Source organism: Serratia plymuthica NBRC 102599 (assembly GCF_001590925.1).
In the GTDB taxonomy this organism is placed as follows: domain Bacteria; phylum Pseudomonadota; class Gammaproteobacteria; order Enterobacterales; family Enterobacteriaceae; genus Serratia; species Serratia plymuthica.
In genome coordinates, this window is sequence record NZ_BCTU01000011.1 from 143,776 (window position 1) to 166,018 (window position 22,243).

The window sequence follows — 22,243 nt, forward strand, 5'->3', positions numbered from 1 at the left end:
GGCAGTTCACATTTTGCTGTGCCCCGGATCCTTCTGTTTACCCCAAAACATTTCCCAGCTGAAATATCGGCAGATACATGGCGATCACCAGCGCCCCGACTATTCCTCCCACCACCAGCATCAATATCGGCTCCAGCGTTTGCGCCAGCGTATCGGCCAGTTCAAAGGTTTGCTGCTCATGCCACAGCGCCAGCTTGCCCAGCAAGGTGTCCAGCGAGCCGGACTCTTCGCCCACCCGCACCAATTGTTGGCATAATGGGGGGAACAGAGCCTGTTGACCCAGGGCGCTGTAGAAGGTATGTCCCTGTGCAATCTGTTGCCGAACCGTCTCAATCGCCTGGCGGTAAAACAGGCTGTCCACCGACAGCGCCGCGGCGTTCAGGCCTTCAACCAGGGTGAGGCCTGCCTGCTGAGTCATGGCCAGAATACGGAATATTTGGCTCAGGCTGCCGCCTTTGATCAGTTGCGCGATCAGCGGCAAGCGCAATAGCGTCGCCTGTTCGCGCCTGCGCCACTGCGGTTTTGGGTGCAGCCAGCGGAAATAGGAAAACACCGCTCCGGCCATTATCAACACCAGCCAGGGGCCGCTGTGGACCAAGATCGCGGACAGGTTCAACAGCCCTTGGGTAAACCAGGGCAATGGCGCATCGAACGACTGGTAGACGCCGGCAAACTCCGGAAGCACCATCACCAGCATCAGAATGCTTACCAACAGCGCTACTGCGCAGATAAACAGCGGGTAACGCAGTGCCTTGATCACTTTTTTTTGCAGTTTTTGTTGCGCCTCCTGCTGTTGAGCCAGTTGCAGGCAGCAAGCGTCAAGATTGCCGGTCAGTTCCCCGATAGCGATTAATTGACGGTAGATGAGCGGAAAGATGGCGCGTTGCCCGGCGATAACGTCGGAGAAGGGCTGGCCCTGCCGTACCTGCTCGGTTATCTCGCGCAGCAGGCAGCGCCAGGCGGCAGACGGGTGCTCTTCCGCCAACAGTTGCAATCCGTTGACCAGCGGTAACCCGGCTTGCAGCAGGGTGGCGAGCTGGCGGGTGAATTGGATCATGGGTTCGCCCCGCCACTGAGCGGGGGCAATGCGTTTCCCGCTATTAATCTGGCAGGGTTGCAACCCCTGCTCAATGAGCCACTGGCTGACCAGGTGTTTTTCGTTGCTCATCCGCTCCCCCTGGCGTAACTGGCCGTGAGGATCGACTGCTTGCCACAGGAAAAGACGCTGTGCTTTCACGGCGTCGCTCCGTTTTCGGCGGTGATACCGACAATGCGATATACCTCTTCCAACGAGGTGAGGCCTTGAGAAACCAGCGTTAATCCGGCTTGCAGCAGCGTTATCTGCCCTTGTTGTCGGGCGATATCGGCCAGCTGGCCGGGGGCTGCGCCTTGCAGCAGACCGGCTTGCACCTCTGGAGTGATCATCAGCAGCTCATAAACCCCTGTGCGGCCGTAATAACCGCTAAAGCAGTGTTCGCAGCCGTCAGCCTGCCAGGGCAACAGAGGGGTGGCCCAAATGGCGGTGGGAAAGTGAACGGGCAGGTTCTGTTGATAGCGACAGTGACTGCACAGCTTGCGCACCAGCCGCTGGGCGATGACCAGCTTCAGACAGGCGGCGATCAGATAACCCGGAATACCCATATGGGTCAGACGCGTCAGGGTTTCGCTGGTGGAGTTGGTGTGCAGCGTCGAGAGGACCAGATGACCGGTTTGAGCCGCTTTCACTGCGATTTCCGCCGTTTCCCGGTCGCGGATCTCACCGATCATGATGACGTCCGGATCCTGGCGCAACAAGGCGCGCAACACGCGAGAGAAATCCAGCTCGGTTTTGGGGTTTATCTGGGTCTGGTTGACGCCGAACAGTGGAATTTCAATCGGGTCCTCGACGCTGCACAAATTGCTTTGCGCGTCATTCAATTGTCGCAGGCCGCTGTACAGAGTGACGGTTTTACCGCTGCCGGTCGGGCCTGTGACCAGGATCATGCCCTGGGGGCAGGACAGTGCCTCAGCATACTGCGCCAGCGCCGTTTGGCTCATGCCTAACCGATCCAACGGCAGCTCCTGGCGTTCGGTTTGCAGGATCCTCAGCACCACTTTTTCACCGTGCAGTGTCGGCAAGGTAGCGATACGCATTGAATAACTGGCGTTGTCCAGTTGTACGCTGAGCTGCCCATCCTGCGGCAGCCGGCGCTCGGCGATATCCAACTGCCCCATGATCTTCAGCCGGGCGATAAGGCGTGCGGCCAGGGGGAAAGGCGGTGAAGCTACGGCCTGCAACACGCCGTCGATGCGCAGCCGGATACGCAGTGTCTGCAGATAAGGTTCGAAATGAATGTCCGACGCGCGTCGTTGTATGGCGATGCGCAGCGTTTGGTTGATAAACTGCACCACGGGCGCGTCGCTGTCGTCATTTAATGAGGAAGCGTCCGGCTCGGCTTCCGGCGCACTTTGTCCAAGCCTGTCACCCTGCATTTGCCGGCGGTTCAGTTCCAGTTCCAGTCGGGCCGAAGGCCACTGCTCCAGATGAATACGTTTGCCGGTGGCGAAACGCAGGGCCGGCAGCAGCCCCTGCGGTACTTCCGCGTTCAGGGCAACGGTCAGGCTGTCGTCGTCTTCGCTGAGCGCCAGCGCCTGGTAGCGCTGGCACAGGGCGTGAATTTCATCGCTGATGCCTATGTTCATTGAGATGCCCCCTTCGCCGTATCGTCAAAGCGGAAGACTTCCTGGCAGGTCTCCTGCAGATTGACGTTGTCGCTGGTGCACTGGCGTGTCCAACGCGTCAGGCCGCTGGCGTTCTGGGTGGGCGTCAGCGCTACGGTCAGACCTTGCAGCGTTTGCGTGCCGGTCAGCGAGATCACGCCCTGGCTGACCTTAACGGCGCTGACGTAACGTGAGGTGCCGCCGGCAGGAATGCCTTTACTGCCGGCATTACAACCTGCCGGTGCGCCGCCATCGAGCACGCATAGTTCAACGGCCAGCTTGTAAGGGGTCATGACTTGCAGCATGTCAGTCATCGCCGCTTTCTGAATATAACGTTGGTAGGCGGGTACGCCTATGGCGCTCAATATTGCGATAATGGCGATCACCACCATCAGTTCGATCAGAGTAAAACCGCGCTGTGTTTCCATTTGTTATTGCCTCCCTGTGAATGTGGAGGTAACGGTAACGGCTCGTACAGCGGGCTTCTAGCGGGGAGTCAGTGTTCTGCGGCGCGCTTCCACGGCAAGTTGTTCTGCTTGCAGTGGCATGAAAATAGTTGCGGCGGGATTCGCAGTTTTGACGAAAAAGCACCGTCCTGGCTGGCCAGGACGGTGTGAAAGGCAGAGATTATTTAAAGCGCATTGAGAGATCGAGTGCGGTCACATGTTTGGTCAGCGCGCCAACGGAGATGTAGTCCACGCCGGTTTCGGCGAAGGTGCGCAGCGTTTCGCGGGTCACGTTGCCGGAGACTTCCAACTGTGCGCGGCCTTGGGTCTGCGCTACCGCGGCACGCATCATCTCGACGCTGAAGTTATCCAGCATGACGATGTCGGCGCCGGCATCCAGCGCCTGTTGCAGTTCATCGAGGGATTCTACTTCCACTTCGACCGGCACGTCGGCATGCAGCCAAAAAGCTTTCTCGACCGCATTCTTGATCGAGCCGGAGGCGATGATGTGGTTTTCCTTGATCAGGAAGGCATCGGATAATCCCAACCGGTGATTGCTGCCGCCACCGCACAGCACCGCATATTTCAGTGCGGTGCGCAGTCCCGGCAGGGTTTTGCGCGTATCCAGCAGGCGGGTTTGCGTCCCTTGCAGCAGTGCCACATAACGGCTGACTTCGGTCGCTACGCCGGAAAGCGTCTGCACAAAGTTCAGCGCGGTGCGCTCGCCGGTCAGCAGTATCCGCGCCGGCCCGCTCAGTTTGCACAGCGGTTGGTCAGGCACCAGGCGATCGCCATCCGCCACCAGCCATTCCACCTTCACCTGGTTGCCCAACTGGATGAAGACCTCACTCAACCAGCGCCGGCCGCAAAACACGCCGGGTTCACGGGTGATAATGGTGGCGTCTGCCTGCTTGTCGGCCGGTAACAATTGCGCGGTAATATCGTGCTCGGCATTGACTTCACCCCCCAGGTCTTCGCGCAGCGCCTGGGCAACGGCATAGGGGATATCGCTTTCAATTCGTTCAAGAAGCTCGGTGCGGCGACTGTCGGCATCGTAGCGGCGTGTCGGCATAGAAAACTCCGAAATGGACGGTAAGATCGTAGGGGGAACATGCTACTCTGTTGCCGTGATAAGTACCACCGCAGAGAGGTGTCTGATGCAGTTAGAGCATGGCTGGATTGTCGGGGTGAAACGGGTCGTTTCGCCGCATTGCGATCTTCGCCCGAATGATGAAGCCCCTTCGCTGCTGGTGATCCACAATATCAGCCTGCCGCCCGGCGAGTTTGGCGGCCCCTATATCGATCGGCTGTTTACCGGCACCCTCGATCCCGCAGAACACCCCTATTTTTCCGGCATCCATCAGCTTAGGGTCTCGGCGCATTGTCTGATCCGCCGCGAGGGTGAAATCATTCAGTATGTGCCGTTCGACAAGCGCGCCTGGCACGCCGGCGTTTCCGAGTATCAGGGGCGCGAACGCTGCAACGATTTTTCGATCGGCATTGAACTGGAAGGTACCGATCAACTGCCGTTCACGCCGCAGCAATATCAGAGCCTGAAAGCGGTGACCGCGCTGTTAATCAGGTATTATCCGATGTCGGCGGCAAGCATTACCGGGCACAGTAATATCGCCCCTGGCCGCAAAACCGATCCAGGCCCGGCGTTTGACTGGGACTTTTATCTGGCATCTCTGGAACAACCCTGCGAGCCCGATGGCGCTATGCTTGGGAAAATGGAAAGGGAGAGGAGTCGCTAATGACGCTGTTTACGCTGTTACTGGTTCTGGCGTGGGAACGTTTGTTCAAGCTGGGCGAGCACTGGCAACTGGATCATCGCCTGGAAGTGGTGTTCCATCGGTTGCATAGATTTTCGCTGGTGCAGACGCTGCTGCTGACCGTCGCCTGGATGGTGGTGGTGTGGGGCATTTTGTGGTTGGCTCACGGGCTGTTGTTCGGCGTGGTGACGCTGCTGCTGTGGATTATTATCGATTTGCTGTGTGTGGGTGCCGGCATCAAGCGCAAACACTATCGTGCCTATCTTAAGGCGGCGCGGCAGGGGGATGCCCATGCCAGCGACCAAATGGCGGAGGAACTGGCGCTGATCCATGGCTTGCCGGCGAATTGCAGCGAAGAACTGCGCCTGCGCGAACTGCAAAATGCGCTGCTGTGGACTAACTTCCGTTATTATCTGGCACCGCTGTTTTGGTTTGTGGTCTGCGGGCCATACGGGCCAATCGCATTGGCGGGTTATGCTTTCCTGCGTGCTTATCAAACCTGGCTGGCGCGTCACAATACTCCGCTGGAGCGTTCTCAATCCGGCATCGATCATCTGTTGCACTGGCTGGACTGGATCCCGGTACGCCTGGCAGGCGTGGCCTATGCGCTGCTGGGGCACGGTGAAAAAGCCTTGCCGGCATGGTTTGCGTCGCTGGGCGATCGTCATACCTCGCAATACCAGGTACTGACTCGCCTGGCACAGTTCTCTCTGGCGCGCGATCCGCATAGGGATCCGGTACAAACCCCGCGTGCGGCGGTCACTCTGGCGCGTAAGGTGACGATGGTTATCGTGGTGGTAGTGGCGCTGCTGACGATTTACGGTACCTTGCTCTAACAAAATAAAAACGGGTGCTCAGTTCACACTGGCGCCCGTTTTTGTTTGACCGCGAAATATTACAGCTTGGCGAAGCAGCGGCGTGCGGCATCGATGGTGCGCTGAATGTCTTCCTTGCTGTGCGCAACGGACATAAAGCCGGCTTCAAAGGCGGAAGGCGCCAGATAAACGCCCTCATCCAGCATCAGATGGAAGAAGCGCTTAAAGCGTTCCACATCGCACTGCATCACGTCCTGGTAGCAGGTCACCGCCGGGGCATCGGTAAAGAACAGGCCGAACATGCCGCCGACGTGGTTGACGACCAGCGCGACGTTTTCTTCTTTGGCCGCATCCTGCAGGCCTGCCGCCAGCATATCGGTCAATTCGGTCAGCGTCTGGTGGACGCCGACCTGCGAAACCTCGGTCAGGCAGGCATAACCGGCCGCCATCGCAATCGGGTTACCGGACAGCGTTCCTGCCTGATAGACCGGGCCGGTTGGCGCCAGCGCCGCCATCACGTCGCGACGGCCACCGAACGCGCCCACAGGCATGCCGCCGCCGATGATTTTACCCAGACAGGTAAGGTCCGGCTCCACATCGTAATAGGCCTGCGCCCCAGCCAGCGCTACGCGAAAGCCGGTCATCACTTCATCGATAATCAGCAATGCGCCGTAGGTGTCGCACAGTGCCCGCAGGCCCGGCAGGAATTCCGGCAGCGGCGGCACGCAGTTCATGTTGCCGGCGACCGGCTCGACGATGATGCAGGCGATCTCGGCAGGATACTGTTCGAACGCGACGCGGACCGAATCCAGATCGTTGTAGGTGCAGGTCAGAGTGTGCTTGGCGAAATCGGCAGGCACGCCCGGCGAGTTCGGTTGGCCCAGGGTCAGCGCGCCGGAACCGGCTTTTACCAGCAGGCAGTCGGCGTGGCCATGGTAGCAGCCCTCGAACTTGATGATTTTATCGCGATGGGTGTAGCCGCGCGCCAGACGAATAGCGCTCATGGTGGCCTCAGTACCCGAGTTTACCATCCGCACCATATCCATTGTCGGTACCAGTTTGGTAACCAACTCCGCCATTTTGACTTCCATCTCGGTGGGAGCGCCAAAACTCAGGCCGCGCTGCGCCGCTTCGATGACCGCGTTGCGGATCGCCGGGTGGTTGTGCCCCAGCACCATGGGGCCCCAGGAACCGACGTAGTCGATATAGGCTTTGCCGTCGACGTCGAACAGGTAAGCCCCGTCCGCCCGCTCGATAAACAGCGGCACACCGCCAACGCCGGTGAATGCACGCACCGGAGAGTTAACCCCACCTGGGATCACCTGTTGCGCTTGGGCATACAGACTTTCGGACTTGCTGTGTAAGCTCATAAATCGGCTCCTGGATTCTCTTTCGAATGATTTAATCGCGCTATTCTAGAGAAGTGTTCGTCGATATGAAACGATCACAGTCAGATACCTATTTTGGGGGGCGGTCGCTCAGTGGGTGCGTTAGAATAATCGGCTTCCCTATTTGTATTACATTTAATTCCGTTAATGAATACCCCATTATGACTGAATTGCAGCAACAGCCGCCGGTGGCGCGGGCTCCACGCCTGAAACGCAGTGACGCGGTGCGTCAGTTTATCCGCCGAGACAAAACGCCGGTGGCCATCCTGTTTATGGCTGCGGTGGTGGGCACCCTGGCGGGATTGCTCGGCGTAGCCTTTGATAAGGCGGTGGACTGGGTGCAGCAGCGGCGGTTATCCGCGCTGGCGCAGGTCGCCGATTCCTGGATCCTGGTTTGGCCGCTGGCTTTCATTCTTTCTGCTGCGTTGGCGGTGCTGGGGTACTACCTGGTGCGCCGCTTTGCGCCGGAAGCGGGCGGCTCAGGCATACCGGAGATCGAAGGGGCACTGGAAGAGCTGCGTCCGGTACGTTGGTGGCGGGTTATCCCGGTGAAGTTTATCGGCGGCATGGGTACGCTGGGGGCGGGCATGGTGCTCGGCCGTGAAGGGCCTACGGTGCAGATGGGGGGCAACGTCGGGCGTATGGTATTGGATATCTTCCGCATGCGCGGCGCTGAAGCGCGTCATTCGTTGCTGGCCACCGGCGCGGCCGCCGGGCTGTCCGCCGCCTTCAATGCGCCGCTGGCGGGCATTCTGTTTATCATTGAGGAAATGCGTCCGCAGTTCCGCTATAACCTGATCTCGATTAAAGCGGTGTTTATCGGCGTGATCATGTCGAGCGTGGTGTTTCAGTTGTTCAATGGTGAGCACTCGGTGATTGAGGTAGGCAAGCTTTCCTCCGCGCCGATCAACACGCTGTGGCTGTATTTGGTACTCGGGGCGATCTTTGGCGCGGTAGGCGTCATGTTCAATGCGCTGATTTTCCGCACTCAGGACATGTTCGCTCGTCTGCACGGCGGCAAAATGCGCAAGGTTTTGCTGATGGGCGGCTTGCTTGGCGGCATCTGCGGCATTCTGGGGCTGATCCAGCCAGAAGCGGCAGGCGGGGGCTTTGGACTGATCCCGATCGCAGCGGCAGGTAATTATAGCGTCGGCATGCTGATGTTTATTTTTATCACCCGAGTGATCACCACGCTGCTGTGCTTTGGCTCAGGTGCGCCGGGCGGGATCTTTGCGCCAATGCTAGCGCTGGGCACGCTGTTTGGCACCGCTTTTGGCCTGGCCGGCGCGCACCTGTTTCCACAATACGGCATTGAGGCCGGTACTTTCGCCATTGCCGGAATGGGCGCGTTGTTTGCCGCCACGGTGCGCGCACCCTTGACCGGGATCGTGCTGGTGTTGGAGATGACCGATAATTATCAGCTCATACTGCCAATGATCATTACCTGCCTTGGTGCTACGCTGGTGGCGCAGTTCCTCGGGGGTAAGCCGTTGTATTCGTCGATATTGGCCCGTACGTTGCAACGGCAGGAAGCGCTGCAGGCGCGTGAGGCGGCAGATAAAACAGGTAAAGAAAATACAACAAATGCGGTGAATACTTGAACGCAGCACTCAGGTATTGGATAATCAAAAACATTAATCAGACTGCCATTGTAGCGGCCTGATGCAGAACAATGTTGGGAGTAAAGAGTATGAGTGATGAAACAGCACTGCCCCTGCAATTTACCGAGGCAGCAGCAAGCAAGGTTAAGGTACTGATTGCTGATGAAGAAAATCCGAATCTGAAGTTGCGGGTTTACATTACCGGTGGCGGCTGCAGCGGATTCCAGTACGGTTTCACTTTTGACGACAAGGTCAACGATGGCGATATGACCATCGAGAAGCAGGGCGTTGCGCTGGTGGTTGACCCAATGAGCCTGCAATATCTGGTGGGCGGTTCGGTCGATTATACCGAAGGGCTGGAAGGTTCACGTTTCGTGGTCACCAACCCTAACGCCAAAACCACCTGCGGCTGCGGTTCTTCGTTCAGCGTCTGATCCCGTCTGCAGCAGCATAAAACCCGCCAACCTCACCGGTTTGCGGGTTTTTTTATGGTCGCCATTTCATGCTGATCCGAACCGGGTTTGCTTCGGCGGGCAGTCGTTATCGTTCGAGGATAAATGCGGGCAGTTTCAGATGCCAGCGGATGGCCGCCAGCCGGATCGCCAGCGTGATGCCCATGCCAAGCATCATCGCCTGCTGCAGCGGCATACCGAAGGTAGCGAAAGCGGTAACGTGGACAATGCCGCCGACAATACAGGCGGTGGCGTAAACTTCGGTTCGCAGGATCATCGGAATTTCCCGCGCCAGGACGTCCCGGATAATACCGCCGCCAACCCCGGTAATGACCCCCATGCACACCGCCACCAGCGGACCGGTATCGGCGGCGAAGGCTTTATTGACGCCGATGCCGACGAACACCGCCAGCCCGACGGCATCCAGCACCGGCAGGATCCATTTCGGCAGGCGTCGCGGTTGGCGTACCAGCAGCAGCGTCAGCACGCAGGTTATCATCGCCACCACCAGATCGGTCGGGTCTTTCACCCAAAATACCGGGCCATTGGCCAGCGCCATATCGCGGATGGTGCCGCCACCGACCGCAGTGACCACGCCGAGCACCAACACGCCGAACGGATCCATGCGCAGCTTGCCGGCCAGCAATACGCCGGAGATGGCGAAAACTGCGGTACCCAGAATATCCAGCCAAAACACCAGCATCAGGGGAGCTCCGCCAGTTGGCTGCACAGTTGCTGTGCGGCCAGCATGATGCGCGGGCCGGCGCGGTTGAACCAGTCGCCGTTCAGCGCAATCACCGGCACTTGCAGCTGCGGCGCCCAAAAGGCTTTCACGCTGGCAATCTCTTTTGCGTCGCCGGTAATCACTACGGCCTGAGGGTGGCGGGCCAACACTTGCTCGCGGCTGATTTGCGGCCACGGCATGCGGCTGTCGGCAAAGATATTCTCCGCTCCGCACAGCGACAGCACCTGGCTTTGCAGAGTGGCGCCGGAGCTGGTGAACAGCGGCTGGGTGCCAAACTGCAACAAGACCCGGTGCGGCTGGTTGTGCGGGTATTTTGCTTTCAGCGCGGCGATCTGTTGGCGCATGGTGCCCGCAGCCTGGTGTGCCTGCTCCGGATGCGGGCTGTATTTGGCCAGATCATCCAGCGACTGGGCGATGTCATCGAGCGTGGTGGCATCCGCATAAAAAATCGGGATACCGAAGGCGGCGAGCTGATCCAGCACCCGTTGTGGATTGCCGCCGCGCCAGGCGAGGATCAGATCCGGCTTCAGCGCCAGTACCCGCTCAAGGTTGATCCCTTGCCAGGACGCCACCTGTTCCAGCTTCTTGGCCGCCGGTGGGTAATCGGAGAAGGCGCTCACCGCCAGCAGGGTATCGCCCATACCGGCGGCGTAGGCAAGCTCGGTGGCATTGGGCGCCAGGCTGATCACGCGTTGAGCAGCGCCGGCAGGCAGAGCCGCCCAGAGTACGAGCAGCCACAACAGAGCTGAAAAGCGTGGCTTCACATCAACCGCGCTTGGCCAGGGTTTGCAGCATCGCGTTGACCATCAGCGTTGATTGCTGGGCGGCCACGACAAGGAACTCGTCAAAGCTCATGTGCGATTCACTGTCGGCGACGTCAGAGATGGCACGCACCACCACAAACGGCGTGCCGAACAGGTGGCAAACGTGGCCGACGGCGGCGGCTTCCATTTCTACCGCGGCAACGGTTGGGAAGGTGGTGCGGATGCGTTCCAACGGCTCTGCGCCGTTAATGAAGGCGTCGCCGCTGCAGATCAGACCGCGTACCGCGTTAAGATCCAACTGCTTGATGCAGCTTTCCGCCAGCGCAATCAGCGCTTCGTCCGCCACGAAGGCCGCCGGGCAACCGGCCATCTGGCCTGGTTCGTAACCAAAGGCGGTGACGTCGGCGTCGTGATAGCGCACTTCTTCGGAAACCACGATATCGCCCACTTTCAGCGTAGCGGCCAGGCCACCGGCGGAACCGGTATTGATCACCAGATCCGGCTTGCAGTGCTCCAGCAGCAGGGTGGTGCCCATTGCCGCAGAAACTTTACCGATACCGGATTTCAGCAGTGCCACGTCAACGCCGCCGATCTGGCCGGTATAGATTTCACAACCCGCGCGTTGAATGGTCTGACGGTTTTCAATTTGTTCGCGCAGCAGGGTAACTTCCTGTTCCATGGCGCCGATGATGCCTACTTTCATAAATAACACTCGCTGATTGGGGGGTGGGAATTGCGCCATAGTCTATCATGGCTCTCATAGAGAGATAATCCGTTGCATATGCCCGCGGGAATTGTTATCACGGGGGCTGGGCGCAACGGAGGAGAAACAGATGTCCGGGATCGACTTTAAGCAAAAAATCAGCTTCCAGCGGCCTTTCAGTAAACCTATTGAAGCTGAGGAAGAATATGACATCGTGCGGCAGTTTGAGAGCGATCGCGGGCGTATCGTCAATTCAGCCGCCATTCGCCGTCTGCAGCAAAAAACCCAGGTGTTCCCTCTGGAGCGCAACGCCGCGGTGCGTAGCCGTCTGACGCACTCGATGGAGGTGCAGCAGGTCGGGCGGCACATTGCAAAAGAGATCCTCAACCGTTTCAAACAGGAACGGCGGATCGACGCGCTCGGCCTGACCAAACTGCTCGATCCTTTTGAAAGCATAGTTGAGATGTCCTGCCTGATGCACGACATCGGCAACCCGCCGTTTGGGCACTTCGGCGAGTCGGCGATTAACGACTGGTTTTCCCAGCGGCTCGATCCCGCCAGTTGCGGGAGCGAGCCCGCCAGCAACGATCGTTGCCAGATCGGCGTGCTGCGCCTGCACGAAGGCGAAGGCGATCTCAACCGCCTGCGCAGCCGCATCCGCCACGATCTCAGCCATTTCGAGGGCAATGCCCAGGCGATTCGGCTGGTGCATACGTTACTGAAGCTCAACCTGACCTATGCGCAGGTGGGCTGCATTCTGAAATATACCCGTCCGGCGTACTGGGCGAGCGAGATCCCCGCCAGCCACAGCTACCTGATGAAAAAACCGGGCTTTTATCTGGCGGAAGAGGCGTTTGTCGATCGTTTGCGGCGCGAGCTGAATATGGGCGAGTTCGATCGCTTCCCGCTGACTTATATCATGGAGGCGGCGGACGATATTTCTTACTGCGTCGCCGATCTGGAAGACGCGGTGGAAAAAAACATTTTCACCGTTGAACAACTTTATCAGCATTTAACTCAGGAATGGGGCGAGGTATCGCCGGGCGACTTGTTTGATAAAACCGTGGCCAGCGCTTTTCGCAAGATCGATCGCGGCGGCGCGCGGCGCAGCAGTGAAGATCAGTTCTTCATGTATTTGCGGGTGTTCACCGTGGCGCGGCTGGTGCCGCATGCGGCGCAGCGTTTTATTGATAATCTGGATGCGGTTTATCGGGGTAACTTTAATCAGGCGTTGCTGGAAGACTCCAGCCCGGCGTACCAACTGCTGAAGATCTTCAAAAATGTGGCCTTCAAGCACGTGTTCAACCACCCCGAAGTGGAGCAGCTTGAGCTGCAGGGCTACCGGGTGATCAGCGGCTTGCTGGACATCTACAGCCCCTTGCTGGCGATGTCGCTGGCGGATTTTACCCGCTTGGTGCGGGAAGACAGCCATCGCGCTTACCCGATAGAAACGCGCCTGTTCCACAAGCTATCCACCAAACATCGGTTGGCGTATGTCGAAGCGGTTGAAGGGTTGCAACACCTGTCGCCCGAGCAATTGGCGATCCGGGAATATTATTTCCGCGCGCGTTTGCTGCAAGATTATATCAGCGGCATGACCGATCTTTATGCCTACGACGAATATCGAAAACTAATGGCAGCTGAATAATTCATTCAGTTAATAAATATTATTTGAACGCATGCGTTGCAGGTCGCAGTGAGTATTTCGAGTTTTGTAAAGACGGACAATATTTGTTTACTATTACCAATAACCTGCGCCGGAACTTCGGGCTATTAATAAGCTCTGACTATGCACAAAGAACGCAATACTTTCTGAACGACTTTATAAGAGACACACAGATGAAAAAAACCGCATTAGTTCTTAGCGCCCTGGCTTTCAGTATTGGTATGGCACTGGGCCCGATGACGGCCGGCGCCGCAGAAACCGCTTCTTCAAGCACCCAACAGCTGCCTAGCCTAGCGCCGATGCTGGAAAAAGTGATGCCTTCCGTAGTGAGTATTAACGTTGAAGGCAGTACCACCGTCAACGCGCAGAAGATGCCGCCGCAGTTCCAGCAGTTCTTTGGCGAAGATTCGCCTTTCTGCCAGGACGGTTCGCCGTTCCAGGCTTCGCCAATGTGCCAGGGCGGCACTGATGGCGGGCAGGGCGCACCGGGTCAGGGCACCCAGGAAAAATTCCAGGCGCTGGGCGCCGGGGTGGTGATTGACGCGGCCAAAGGCTACGTGGTGACCAACAATCACGTGGTGGATAACGCCAATAAAATTCAGGTGCAACTGAGCGACGGCCGCAAGTTTGACGCCAAGGTGATAGGCAAGGATCCGCGTTCCGATATCGCGTTGATCCAACTGAAAGACTTTAAAAACCTGACGGCAATCAAAATGGCGGATTCCGAGCAACTGCGCGTCGGCGATTATACCGTGGCGATCGGCAACCCTTACGGATTAGGCGAAACCGCGACTTCCGGCATCGTTTCCGCGTTGGGCCGCAGCGGGTTGAATATCGAAAACTACGAAAACTTTATCCAGACCGATGCGGCGATTAACCGCGGTAACTCCGGTGGCGCGCTGGTTAATCTGAACGGCGAACTGATCGGTATTAACACCGCGATCCTGGCACCGGACGGCGGCAACATCGGTATTGGTTTCGCCATCCCGAGCAACATGGTGAAAAACCTGACGGCGCAAATGGTTGAGTTCGGCCAGGTGAAACGCGGCGAACTGGGCATTATGGGCACCGAGTTGAATTCCGAACTGGCGAAAGCGATGAAGGTGGACGCACAACGCGGGGCCTTTGTCAGCCAGGTGATGCCGAAATCCTCCGCCGCCAAGGCGGGCATCAAGGCCGGTGACGTTATCGTCACCATGAACGGTAAAGCCATCTCCAGCTTTGCCTCGTTCCGTGCGGAAATCGGCACGCTGCCGGTCGGCAGCAAAATGTCGCTGGGCATCATCCGCGACGGCAAGCCGGTTACCGTGGACGTCACGCTGGAGCAAAGCGCCCAGACTCAGGTGGAGTCCGGCAATATCTACACCGGCATTGAAGGGGCCGAGCTGAGCAATGCCCAGGCCGGCAGCCAGAAAGGCGTGAAGGTGGATAACGTCAAAGCCGGCAGTGCCGCTGCGCGCATCGGCCTGAAAAAAGGCGATATTATCCTCGGGGTTAACCAGCAGCCTATTCAGAACCTGGGCGAACTGCGCAAAATTCTCGACAGCAAGCCGTCGGTGCTGGCGTTGAACATCCAACGCGGCGATACCCAGCTGTATCTGTTGATGCAGTAAGTTCTTCACGGTCTACCGCTCTCAAGGCACGCTACGGCGTGCCTTTTTTACGTCGTGAAAACTGTGAACCTTGCCGCAACTTCAGCAATGGTCACCAAGCTTTGTGCAACTGCACAATGTGCCTGAGGATCGCCGTCGGTATGCTGAAGAATTGGCACCTTTCCGGGCAGGAGAACACGGCATGTCGGAATACCATCTCGATGGCAAGCTGGCGCAAGAGATCGTTGCGCGCACCATGCAAATCATCGACAGCAATGTCAATGTGATGGATGCGCGCGGCAAGATTATCGGCAGCGGCGATCGTGAGCGGGTGGGGGAACTGCACGAAGGCGCGCTGCTGGTGCTGTCACAGGCGCGGGTGGTGGATATTGACGAAGCGGTGGCGCGTCACCTGCATGGCGTGCGCCCCGGCGTTAACCTGCCGCTGCGCATTGACGGGCGCATCGTCGGGGTCATCGGCCTGACCGGTAACCCTGGCCAGCTGCGGCAGTATGGCGAGCTGGTCTGCATGACCGCCGAAATGATGCTGGAGCAGGCTCGGCTGTTGCATATGCTGGCGCAGGACAGCCGGCTGCGGGAAGAATTGGTGCTGAACTTGATCCGTACCGACGAACTCACTCCGGCGCTGATGGAGTGGGCGCAGCGGCTGGGGATCGATCCTAGCCAGCCACGGGTCGCGGCGGTGGTGGAGGTGGACAGCGGCCAGCTTGGCGTTGACAGTGCAATGGCCGAACTGCAGCAATTGCAGACGTTGCTGACCATGCCGGAGCGCGACAATTTGATCGCCATCGTTTCATTGAGCGAAATGGTGGTGTTGAAACCTGCGCTCAATGGCCATGGGCGCTGGGATGCGGAAGATCACCGGCGACGGGTGGATAACCTGTTGTCGAGGATGAATGAGAGCAGCCGATTGCGGGTGCGCATCGCACTCGGCAATTATTTCACCGGACCGGGCAGTATCGCCCGGTCCTATCGCACCGCGCGCACCACCATGGTGGTCGGCAAGCAGCGGATGGGGGAGCAACGCACCTATTACTATCAGGATCTGATGTTGCCGGTATTGCTGGATAGCCTGCGCGGCGGCTGGCAGGCGGATGAGCTGGCCCGCCCGCTGGCGAAGCTAAAGGCGATGGACGGCAATGGCCTGCTGCGCCGTACGCTGACTGCCTGGTTCTTGCATAACGTACAACCGACCGTCACCGCCAAGGCGTTGTATATTCATCGTAATACGCTGGAATACCGGCTCAACCGCATTGCAGAACTGACCGGGTTGAACCTCGCCAGTTTTGACGATCGCCTGCTGCTGTATATCGGTCTGCAACTGGATGCCGACGCCTGATCTAGGTCACCGGCGCCGGATTAAATACCGCCAGCGCGTTATGCAGCCCCCATTGATCCGACCAGGTTTGCTTGCGCCCGCTGGCGATATCCAGAATCAGTTCAAACAGCTGCCAGCCCACCTGTTCGATAGTGGCTTCGCCGGTGGCGATAGTGCCGGCGTTGATGTCCATTAAATCGTACCAGCGATCCGCCAGCGCGCTGCGGGTCGCCATTTTAATCACCGGCACCGCCGGCAGGCCGTAAGGCGTACCGCGTCCGGTGGTGAATACCTGGATAGTGATGCCGGAGGCCAGCTGCTGGGTGCCGCAGACAAAGTCGCTGGCGGGCGTGGCTGCGTAGATCAGGCCGCGTTTGGTGGGACGCTGGCCGGGGGACAGCACCTCTACAATAGCGCTGGTGCCTGATTTGGCGATTGATCCCAATGCTTTTTCCACCACGTTGGCCAACCCGCCTTTTTTATTGCCCGGGGACGGATTGGCGCTGCGATCGCTTTGGCCGGCTTCGAGATAGGCATCGTACCAGGCCATCTCCTCCAGCAAGCGTTTGCCAACCTGTTCATCCGCCACTCTCGGCGTCAGCAGATGTACCGCATCGCGCACTTCAGTGACTTCAGAGAACATCACCGTCGCGCCGCAGCGCACCAGCAGATCGGAGGCGAAACCCACCGCCGGATTGGCCGTTACGCCGGAAAACGCATCGCTGCCGCCGCACTGCATGCCGACCACCAATTCTGAGGCTGCGCAGCTTTCGCGCTGACGGCGGTTCAGGCGTTGGAGATGGCGCTCGGCGAGCGTCAGGATGTCGTCAACCATAGATCTGAAACCCCGATGTTTCTCGTCTTGCAAACGGACAATGTGGCTCTCGTCGAGCGAGATCGCCTGCACGTCCGGAGTGCCTTGCAACAGGCGTTCCGGTTGCAGTTTTTCGCAGCCGAGGCCGACCACCATCACCTCGCCGCCAAAATTGGGATTCAGCGCCAGATTGTGAATGGTGCGGATCGGCACCACCGCGGCCGGCGCGTTGATCGCCACTCCGCAACCGTAAAGATGGTTGAGGCCGACCACGCCATCCACATTGGGGTAACGCGGCAGCAGATCGCGTTCAATGATTTTCACTACGTAATCAACCACGCCGGCGACACACTGCACGCTGGTGGTAATGCCGAGCAAGTTTTTGGTGCCGACGCTGCCGTCGGCATTGCGGTAACCCTGGAAGCGATAACCCTCGAGTGGCGGCAGCGGTGCGGGAACCTTATTGGCCAGTGGCAGGCGCTGCAACTCGGGGGCCTCCGGCAGTGAGACCAGCGATTCGTCGATCCAGCAGCCGCGTAAAATGGCACGTTGCGCATGACCGATGATCTCGCCGTAGCGGACAATCTCGCCGCCGGCGGCAATGTTTTCCAGCGCGACCTTGTGCCCCTGCGGTACATGTTCCAGTAATTGCAGCCCGCAGGAAAATAATGCGCCTTTCGGCAGGCCGCGATCGTTTACCACGATGGCGACATTATCCGAGTCGTGAACCTTAATATAAAGCGGCGTCTCGTTTATATCGGACATGCTTATTATCCTGAGTAGATTTATTTTGGGTAGTCTGTGGGTAATAACCGGCACGGTTGCTCATTAAGCAGTATAAGTGCGGTACGGCTGAGGGGCATTATGCAAATGACCGGGATTAGCGGGTATTCGGCATGGATTATTTGGCATCGGACCAGTCGGTTGTGAGGCGGCTCACGGATACCCCTTCATTTTCAAGTTGTGGTCCGGTTGCAGATTTAAAGCCAGAGGGCAGGAAAGGCTCGTGGGCGACGTTTCGTGAGCCAGTCGCCACTGCATTGGGCATATGCCATAAATTACCCGTGATATCCCCGCAATCCTTGTTGTATTGCCTGATGAGATATGAATTTACGGCGCATATACTTTTCTGCGTAGTGAAATTCATTGGATTTAAATATTGCCGCTGGCGTATTAACCGCACTGCTCATTGTTGGCGCAATCTAATTTAATCGATTTCGTTCTGAGATATTTACATGCCCGTTGTATTTCAATTGCATGGAATGTGCGAATTGGCCGATTGGCGGCCACTTGAAATTCATAGGGGATATATCTGTGGTTCAGGATGAATATAGCAAGCCGCTATCATTCAGGAGAACACAATGTCTACCATCAGCTCCGCAACGAGTTCGATTAAAAGAACCCATGCGCGTTACTGGATCGTGGTGATGCTGTTTATCGTTACCTCGTTCAACTACGGCGATCGCGCCACCCTGTCGATCGCCGGCTCGTCGATGGCCAAGGATATCGGTCTGGATCCCATTGGGATGGGCTATATCTTCTCGGCTTTCTCATGGGCCTACGTAATCGGCCAGATCCCCGGCGGTTGGTTGCTCGACCGCTTCGGATCGAAGCGCGTCTATTTCTGGAGCATCTTTATTTGGTCGCTGTTCACGCTGTTGCAGGGGTTCGTGGATATCTTCAGCGGCTTTGGCATCGTCGTGGCGCTGTTCGCCCTGCGTTTCCTGGTGGGGCTGGCGGAAGCGCCGTCCTTCCCCGGCAACAGCCGCATTGTCGCCGCCTGGTTTCCGGCGCACGAGCGTGGCACGGCGGTGTCGATCTTTAACTCGGCGCAATACTTCGCCACGGTGATCTTCGCGCCGATCATGGGTTGGCTGACTCACGCCGTGGGCTGGTCGCACGTGTTCTTCTTTATGGGCGGGCTCGGCATCGTGCTCAGCTTCATCTGGCTGAAAGTGCTGCACAACCCCAAGGAGCATCCCGGCGTAAACCAGGCCGAGCTGGACTATATCGAGGCCGGTGGTGCCTTGATCAACATGGATCAACCGCGGTCGCAGCAGGTGAAGGTGAAAGGCGAGAAGTGGCATCAGATCAAACAGCTGTTGCAGTCGCGCATGATGGTCGGGGTGTATATCGGCCAATACTGCATTAACGCACTGACCTATTTTTTCATCACCTGGTTCCCGGTCTATCTGGTGCAGGCGCGTGGCATGTCGATCCTTAAGGCCGGGATGGTGGCTTCGGTGCCGGCCATCTGCGGTTTTGTCGGCGGCGTGCTCGGCGGCGTGATCTCCGACTACCTGATGCGCCGCACGCAGTCACTGACCTTCGCCCGCAAGGCGCCGATTGTGCTGGGCATGCTGCTGTCGATGACGATGGTGTTCTGCAACTACGTCGATACCGAATGGATGGTGGTCGGCATCATGGCGCTGGCGTTCTTCGGCAAAGGGGTGGGGGCGCTCGGCTGGGCGGTCATGGCGGATACCGCGCCAAAAGAGATCAGTGGCCTGAGCGGCGGGCTGTTCAATATGTTCGGCAACGTCTCCGGCATCGTCACGCCGATCGCTATCGGCTACATCATCGGCACCACGGGATCCTTTAACGGCGCTCTGGTGTATGTCGGCATCCACGCCCTGCTGGCGGTGGCGAGCTACCTGTTCATTGTCGGCGAAATCAAACGCATCGAATTGAAACCCTTGCACGGGTGAGGAAATCAGCATGAGCAACACGCAAAGTACGCCGGTGATCACCGAAATGCGCGTGATCCCGGTGGCCGGGTACGACAGCATGCTGCTGAATATCGGCGGCGCGCACGGGGCCTGTTTCACCCGCAACGTGGTGGTGCTGACCGACAGCGCCGGGCATACCGGCGTCGGGGAGGCACCGGGCGGCGAAGTGATTTATCGCACGCTGATGGCGGTTATTCCCCGGGTCATCGGCCAGCAGGTTGCGCACATGAACCGGTTGGTGCACGACATTCACAGCGGCAATCAAGAGGCCGATTTTAACGCCTTCGGTCAGGGGGCCTGGACCTTTGAGCTGCGGGTGAACGCGGTGGCGGCTTTGGAGGCCGCGCTGCTCGACCTGCTCGGCCAGTTCCTCGGCGTGCCGGTGGCGGAGCTGCTCGGCCCCGGCAAGCAGCGTGACGAGGTGGCGGTGCTTGGCTACCTGTTTTATATCGGCGACGCCGGGAAAACGGATTTGCCCTATCAACCCGCTCAACGCGGCCGACACCCCTGGTACCAGCTGCGACATCAGCAGGCAATGGACACGCCGGCGATCGTCGAACTGGCCGCGGCAGCCAGGGATCGTTACGGCTTCCGGGATTTCAAGCTGAAAGGCGGTGTGTTGCCGGGCGAACAGGAAATGGACGAGGTGCGTGCGCTGGCTAAGCATTTCCCGGATGCCCGCATTACCGTCGATCCCAATGGCGCCTGGCTGCTCGATGAGGCTATCGCCTTGTGCAAGGGCATGCGGGGCATTCTGAGCTATGCCGAGGATCCTTGCGGCGCCGAACAGGGATTCTCCGGCCGTGAAGTGATGGCGGAGTTCCGCCGCGCCACCGGCTTGCCGGTCGCCACTAACATGATCGCCACCAACTGGCGCGAGATGTGCCATGCGGTGATGCTGCAAGCGGTGGATATCCCCTTGGCGGATCCGCATTTCTGGACCCTGCACGGCGCGGTGCGGGTAGCCCAGCTGTGCAACGACTGGGGGCTGACCTGGGGTTGCCATTCCAATAATCACTTCGATATTTCGCTGGCGATGTTTACCCATGTCGCCGCCGCCGCGCCCGGCAATCCCACCGCCATCGACACCCATTGGATCTGGCAGGAGGGCCAGCACCTGACGAAAAACCCGCTGCAAATCGTCGACGGCCGCATTGCCGTGCCGGATCGACCGGGGCTGGGCATTGATCTGGATTGGGCCGCATTGGAACAGGCGCATCGGTTGCACCAGCAGCTTCCGTCGGGTGCTCGCAACGACGCGGTTGCCATGCAATACCTGGTCCCCGGCTGGCAGTTCGATGCCAAACGCCCGGCCTTTGGTCGCTGATTTTTCTTAAAGGATAACCTTATGACTTCACTTAGTGCCGCAGCCAAAATAACCGCCATGCAGATCGTGCCGGTCGCCGGCCATGACAGTATGCTGCTAAATCTGAGTGGCGCCCATGCGCCGTTTTTTACGCGTAATATCGTGATCCTGCAGGATAATGCCGGCCACACCGGCGTGGGCGAAGTGCCGGGCGGCGAGAAAATTCGCCACACGCTGGAAGAGGCCCGGTCGTTGGTGGTGGGTAAAACCCTGGGGGAATACAAAAACGTGATGGCGGCGGTACGCAGCCGCTTTGCCGAGCGTGATGCCGGTGGGCGCGGCCTGCAAACCTTCGATCTGCGCACCACCATTCACGTGGTGACCGGCATTGAAGCGGCGATGCTGGATTTGCTCGGACAGTTTCTCGACGTGCCGGTGGCGGCGCTGCTCGGAGACGGCCAGCAGCGTGATTCGGTGGAAATGCTCGGCTATCTGTTCTACCTCGGTGACCGCAATAAGACGCCGCTGGCGTATCGCAGCCAACCGGATGAGCGCTGCGACTGGTACCGACTGCGGCATGAAGAGGCGCTGACGCCGGCGAGTGTGGTGCGGCTGGCGGAGGCGGCCTATGAAAAATACGGTTTCAACGATTTCAAGCTCAAGGGCGGGGTGCTGGCCGGGGAAGAGGAAGCTGAGGCGGTGACCGCGCTGGCCGAGCGTTTTCCGCAGGCGCGCATTACCCTTGATCCCAACGGTGCCTGGTCGCTGAACGAAGCGGTTTCCCTCGGCAGGCAACTGCGCAACGTGCTGGCTTATGCGGAAGATCCCTGCGGCGCCGAGCAAGGGTTTTCCGGCAGAGAGGTGATGGCGGAGTTTCGCCGCGCCACCGGCCTGCCGACCGCCACCAACATGATCGCTACCGACTGGCGGCAGATGGGCCATACGCTGCAATTGCAGTCGGTGGACATTCCGCTGGCGGACCCGCATTTCTGGACAATGCAAGGTTCGGTGCGGGTGGCGCAAATGTGCCACGAGTTCGGGCTGACCTGGGGTTCTCACTCCAATAATCACTTTGATATTTCGCTGGCGATGTTTACCCATGTCGCCGCCGCCGCACCGGGAAAAATCACCGCCATCGATACCCATTGGATCTGGCAGGAGGGCGATCAGCGCCTGACCCGCGAACCCTTGCAGATTGTCGGCGGCCGCATTGAGGTGCCGAAGAAGCCGGGGCTGGGCATAGAGCTGGATCGCGATCGGTTGATGAAGGCCCATGAGTTGTATATGGCCAACGGACTGGGTGCCCGAGACGACGCTCAGGGTATGCAGTATCTGGTGCCGGACTGGGTTTTTGATCCCAAGCGCCCATGCCTGGTGCGTTAACGCCCGGTGCATAACATTTCAATCTTAA

At 58.7% G+C, this 22,243-nt stretch carries 19 protein-coding genes; 10 read left to right on the top strand and 9 right to left on the bottom strand.

Annotated features, from left to right (window positions below; all coding sequences use genetic code 11):
* Positions 1 to 37: 37 nt before the first annotated feature.
* From hofC to nadC, 4 genes are all read right to left on the bottom strand, one after another.
* Positions 38 to 1,237, bottom strand: a complete 1,200-nt coding sequence (hofC, locus tag SPL01S_RS07945) for a protein transport protein HofC (RefSeq protein ID WP_063198712.1) — start codon at positions 1,235 to 1,237, stop codon at positions 38 to 40.
* Positions 1,234 to 2,682 (bottom strand): type II secretion system protein GspE, encoded by a 1,449-nt coding sequence (gene gspE, locus SPL01S_RS07950; RefSeq protein ID WP_063198714.1) that lies wholly within the window; start codon positions 2,680 to 2,682, stop codon positions 1,234 to 1,236. The genes hofC and gspE overlap by 4 nt, the downstream gene beginning before the upstream one ends.
* Entirely contained in the window at positions 2,679 to 3,128 is a 450-nt protein-coding gene (gene ppdD, locus SPL01S_RS07955) for a prepilin peptidase-dependent pilin (RefSeq protein WP_062869637.1), read from the bottom strand. The genes gspE and ppdD overlap by 4 nt, the downstream gene beginning before the upstream one ends.
* Positions 3,129 to 3,327: 199 nt before the next feature.
* Positions 3,328 to 4,218 carry a carboxylating nicotinate-nucleotide diphosphorylase gene (nadC, locus tag SPL01S_RS07960; protein WP_062869638.1) on the bottom strand — a complete coding sequence of 297 codons (891 nt, stop codon included), beginning with the start codon at positions 4,216 to 4,218 and terminating at the stop codon, positions 3,328 to 3,330.
* 85 nt (positions 4,219 to 4,303) lie between these two features.
* On the opposite strand from nadC, the gene ampD reads away from it, so the two are divergent.
* On the top strand, positions 4,304 to 4,900 hold the full coding sequence (gene ampD / locus SPL01S_RS07965) for a 1,6-anhydro-N-acetylmuramyl-L-alanine amidase AmpD (protein WP_006323603.1): 597 nt from the start codon (positions 4,304 to 4,306) through the stop codon (positions 4,898 to 4,900).
* Positions 4,900 to 5,754: a beta-lactamase regulator AmpE gene (gene ampE / locus SPL01S_RS07970; RefSeq protein ID WP_063198716.1), complete on the top strand. Its 855-nt coding sequence runs from the start codon at positions 4,900 to 4,902 to the stop codon at positions 5,752 to 5,754. Before ampD ends, ampE begins: the two co-directional genes overlap by 1 nt.
* 59 nt (positions 5,755 to 5,813) lie before the next feature.
* On the opposite strand, the gene hemL is transcribed toward ampE, so the two are convergent.
* A complete protein-coding gene (hemL, locus tag SPL01S_RS07975; RefSeq protein WP_063198719.1) occupies positions 5,814 to 7,103 on the bottom strand; it encodes a glutamate-1-semialdehyde 2,1-aminomutase in 1,290 nt (429 codons plus the stop codon).
* Between the two features lie 179 nt (positions 7,104 to 7,282).
* On the opposite strand from hemL, the gene clcA reads away from it, so the two are divergent.
* Positions 7,283 to 8,722, top strand: coding sequence for a H(+)/Cl(-) exchange transporter ClcA (gene clcA, locus SPL01S_RS07980; protein WP_063198721.1), 1,440 nt, complete (start codon positions 7,283 to 7,285; stop codon positions 8,720 to 8,722).
* Positions 8,723 to 8,811: 89 nt separating this feature from the next.
* Positions 8,812 to 9,156: an iron-sulfur cluster insertion protein ErpA gene (gene erpA / locus SPL01S_RS07985; RefSeq protein ID WP_004950184.1), complete on the top strand. Its 345-nt coding sequence runs from the start codon at positions 8,812 to 8,814 to the stop codon at positions 9,154 to 9,156.
* A gap of 106 nt (positions 9,157 to 9,262) precedes the next feature.
* On the opposite strand, the gene SPL01S_RS07990 is transcribed toward erpA, so the two are convergent.
* From SPL01S_RS07990 to mtnN, 3 genes are read right to left on the bottom strand one after another with little or no spacing between them, the layout of a single operon-like run.
* Positions 9,263 to 9,877: a TRIC cation channel family protein gene (locus tag SPL01S_RS07990; protein ID WP_004950186.1), complete on the bottom strand. Its 615-nt coding sequence runs from the start codon at positions 9,875 to 9,877 to the stop codon at positions 9,263 to 9,265.
* A complete protein-coding gene (gene btuF / locus SPL01S_RS07995) occupies positions 9,877 to 10,683 on the bottom strand; it encodes a vitamin B12 ABC transporter substrate-binding protein BtuF (protein ID WP_004950187.1) in 807 nt (268 codons plus the stop codon). The genes SPL01S_RS07990 and btuF overlap by 1 nt, the downstream gene beginning before the upstream one ends.
* Position 10,684: 1 nt before the next feature.
* Complete coding sequence (gene mtnN / locus SPL01S_RS08000; RefSeq protein ID WP_006323608.1) at positions 10,685 to 11,386, bottom strand: 5'-methylthioadenosine/S-adenosylhomocysteine nucleosidase; 702 nt, start codon at positions 11,384 to 11,386, stop codon at positions 10,685 to 10,687.
* A gap of 130 nt (positions 11,387 to 11,516) precedes the next feature.
* On the opposite strand from mtnN, the gene dgt reads away from it, so the two are divergent.
* From dgt to SPL01S_RS08015, 3 genes are all read left to right on the top strand, one after another.
* Positions 11,517 to 13,034 carry a dGTPase gene (gene dgt, locus SPL01S_RS08005; RefSeq protein ID WP_063198723.1) on the top strand — a complete coding sequence of 506 codons (1,518 nt, stop codon included), beginning with the start codon at positions 11,517 to 11,519 and terminating at the stop codon, positions 13,032 to 13,034.
* 191 nt (positions 13,035 to 13,225) lie between these two features.
* Positions 13,226 to 14,665, top strand: a complete 1,440-nt coding sequence (gene degP / locus SPL01S_RS08010; protein ID WP_006323617.1) for a serine endoprotease DegP — start codon at positions 13,226 to 13,228, stop codon at positions 14,663 to 14,665.
* Between the two features lie 181 nt (positions 14,666 to 14,846).
* The gene (locus SPL01S_RS08015) at positions 14,847 to 16,004 is read left to right on the top strand and encodes a CdaR family transcriptional regulator (RefSeq protein ID WP_063198726.1); all 1,158 of its coding nucleotides are present in this window, start codon (positions 14,847 to 14,849) and stop codon (positions 16,002 to 16,004) included.
* 1 nt (position 16,005) lies between these two features.
* On the opposite strand, the gene garD is transcribed toward SPL01S_RS08015, so the two are convergent.
* Positions 16,006 to 17,562 (bottom strand): galactarate dehydratase, encoded by a 1,557-nt coding sequence (gene garD, locus SPL01S_RS08020; protein ID WP_062869643.1) that lies wholly within the window; start codon positions 17,560 to 17,562, stop codon positions 16,006 to 16,008.
* A 596-nt stretch (positions 17,563 to 18,158) separates the two neighbouring features.
* Here garD and SPL01S_RS08025 point away from each other — a divergent pair.
* The 3 genes from SPL01S_RS08025 to gudD are packed head-to-tail and all read left to right on the top strand — an operon-like array spanning position 18,159 to position 22,215.
* Positions 18,159 to 19,505, top strand: a complete 1,347-nt coding sequence (locus SPL01S_RS08025; protein ID WP_062869644.1) for an MFS transporter — start codon at positions 18,159 to 18,161, stop codon at positions 19,503 to 19,505.
* A gap of 10 nt (positions 19,506 to 19,515) precedes the next feature.
* Complete coding sequence (locus SPL01S_RS08030; protein WP_063198729.1) at positions 19,516 to 20,853, top strand: enolase C-terminal domain-like protein; 1,338 nt, start codon at positions 19,516 to 19,518, stop codon at positions 20,851 to 20,853.
* A 21-nt stretch (positions 20,854 to 20,874) separates the two neighbouring features.
* Complete coding sequence (gene gudD / locus SPL01S_RS08035; RefSeq protein WP_063198731.1) at positions 20,875 to 22,215, top strand: glucarate dehydratase; 1,341 nt, start codon at positions 20,875 to 20,877, stop codon at positions 22,213 to 22,215.
* The last annotated feature ends 28 nt before the right edge of the window (positions 22,216 to 22,243 follow it).

Bases quoted from the DNA above. Each gene is read 5' to 3' on its own strand.
- gspE (WP_063198714.1), bottom strand. From the start codon at position 2,682: ATGAACATAGGCATCAGCGATGAAATTCACGCCCTGTGCCAGCGCTAC.
- ppdD (WP_062869637.1), bottom strand. From the start codon at position 3,128: ATGGAAACACAGCGCGGTTTTACTCTGATCGAACTGATGGTGGTGATC.
- nadC (WP_062869638.1), bottom strand. From the start codon at position 4,218: ATGCCGACACGCCGCTACGATGCCGACAGTCGCCGCACCGAGCTTCTT.
- ampD (WP_006323603.1), top strand. From the start codon at position 4,304: ATGCAGTTAGAGCATGGCTGGATTGTCGGGGTGAAACGGGTCGTTTCG.
- ampE (WP_063198716.1), top strand. From the start codon at position 4,900: ATGACGCTGTTTACGCTGTTACTGGTTCTGGCGTGGGAACGTTTGTTC.
- hemL (WP_063198719.1), bottom strand. From the start codon at position 7,103: ATGAGCTTACACAGCAAGTCCGAAAGTCTGTATGCCCAAGCGCAACAG.
- clcA (WP_063198721.1), top strand. From the start codon at position 7,283: ATGACTGAATTGCAGCAACAGCCGCCGGTGGCGCGGGCTCCACGCCTG.
- erpA (WP_004950184.1), top strand. From the start codon at position 8,812: ATGAGTGATGAAACAGCACTGCCCCTGCAATTTACCGAGGCAGCAGCA.
- SPL01S_RS07990 (WP_004950186.1), bottom strand. From the start codon at position 9,877: ATGCTGGTGTTTTGGCTGGATATTCTGGGTACCGCAGTTTTCGCCATC.
- mtnN (WP_006323608.1), bottom strand. From the start codon at position 11,386: ATGAAAGTAGGCATCATCGGCGCCATGGAACAGGAAGTTACCCTGCTG.
- dgt (WP_063198723.1), top strand. From the start codon at position 11,517: ATGTCCGGGATCGACTTTAAGCAAAAAATCAGCTTCCAGCGGCCTTTC.
- degP (WP_006323617.1), top strand. From the start codon at position 13,226: ATGAAAAAAACCGCATTAGTTCTTAGCGCCCTGGCTTTCAGTATTGGT.
- SPL01S_RS08015 (WP_063198726.1), top strand. From the start codon at position 14,847: ATGTCGGAATACCATCTCGATGGCAAGCTGGCGCAAGAGATCGTTGCG.
- garD (WP_062869643.1), bottom strand. From the start codon at position 17,562: ATGTCCGATATAAACGAGACGCCGCTTTATATTAAGGTTCACGACTCG.
- SPL01S_RS08025 (WP_062869644.1), top strand. From the start codon at position 18,159: ATGTCTACCATCAGCTCCGCAACGAGTTCGATTAAAAGAACCCATGCG.
- SPL01S_RS08030 (WP_063198729.1), top strand. From the start codon at position 19,516: ATGAGCAACACGCAAAGTACGCCGGTGATCACCGAAATGCGCGTGATC.
- gudD (WP_063198731.1), top strand. From the start codon at position 20,875: ATGACTTCACTTAGTGCCGCAGCCAAAATAACCGCCATGCAGATCGTG.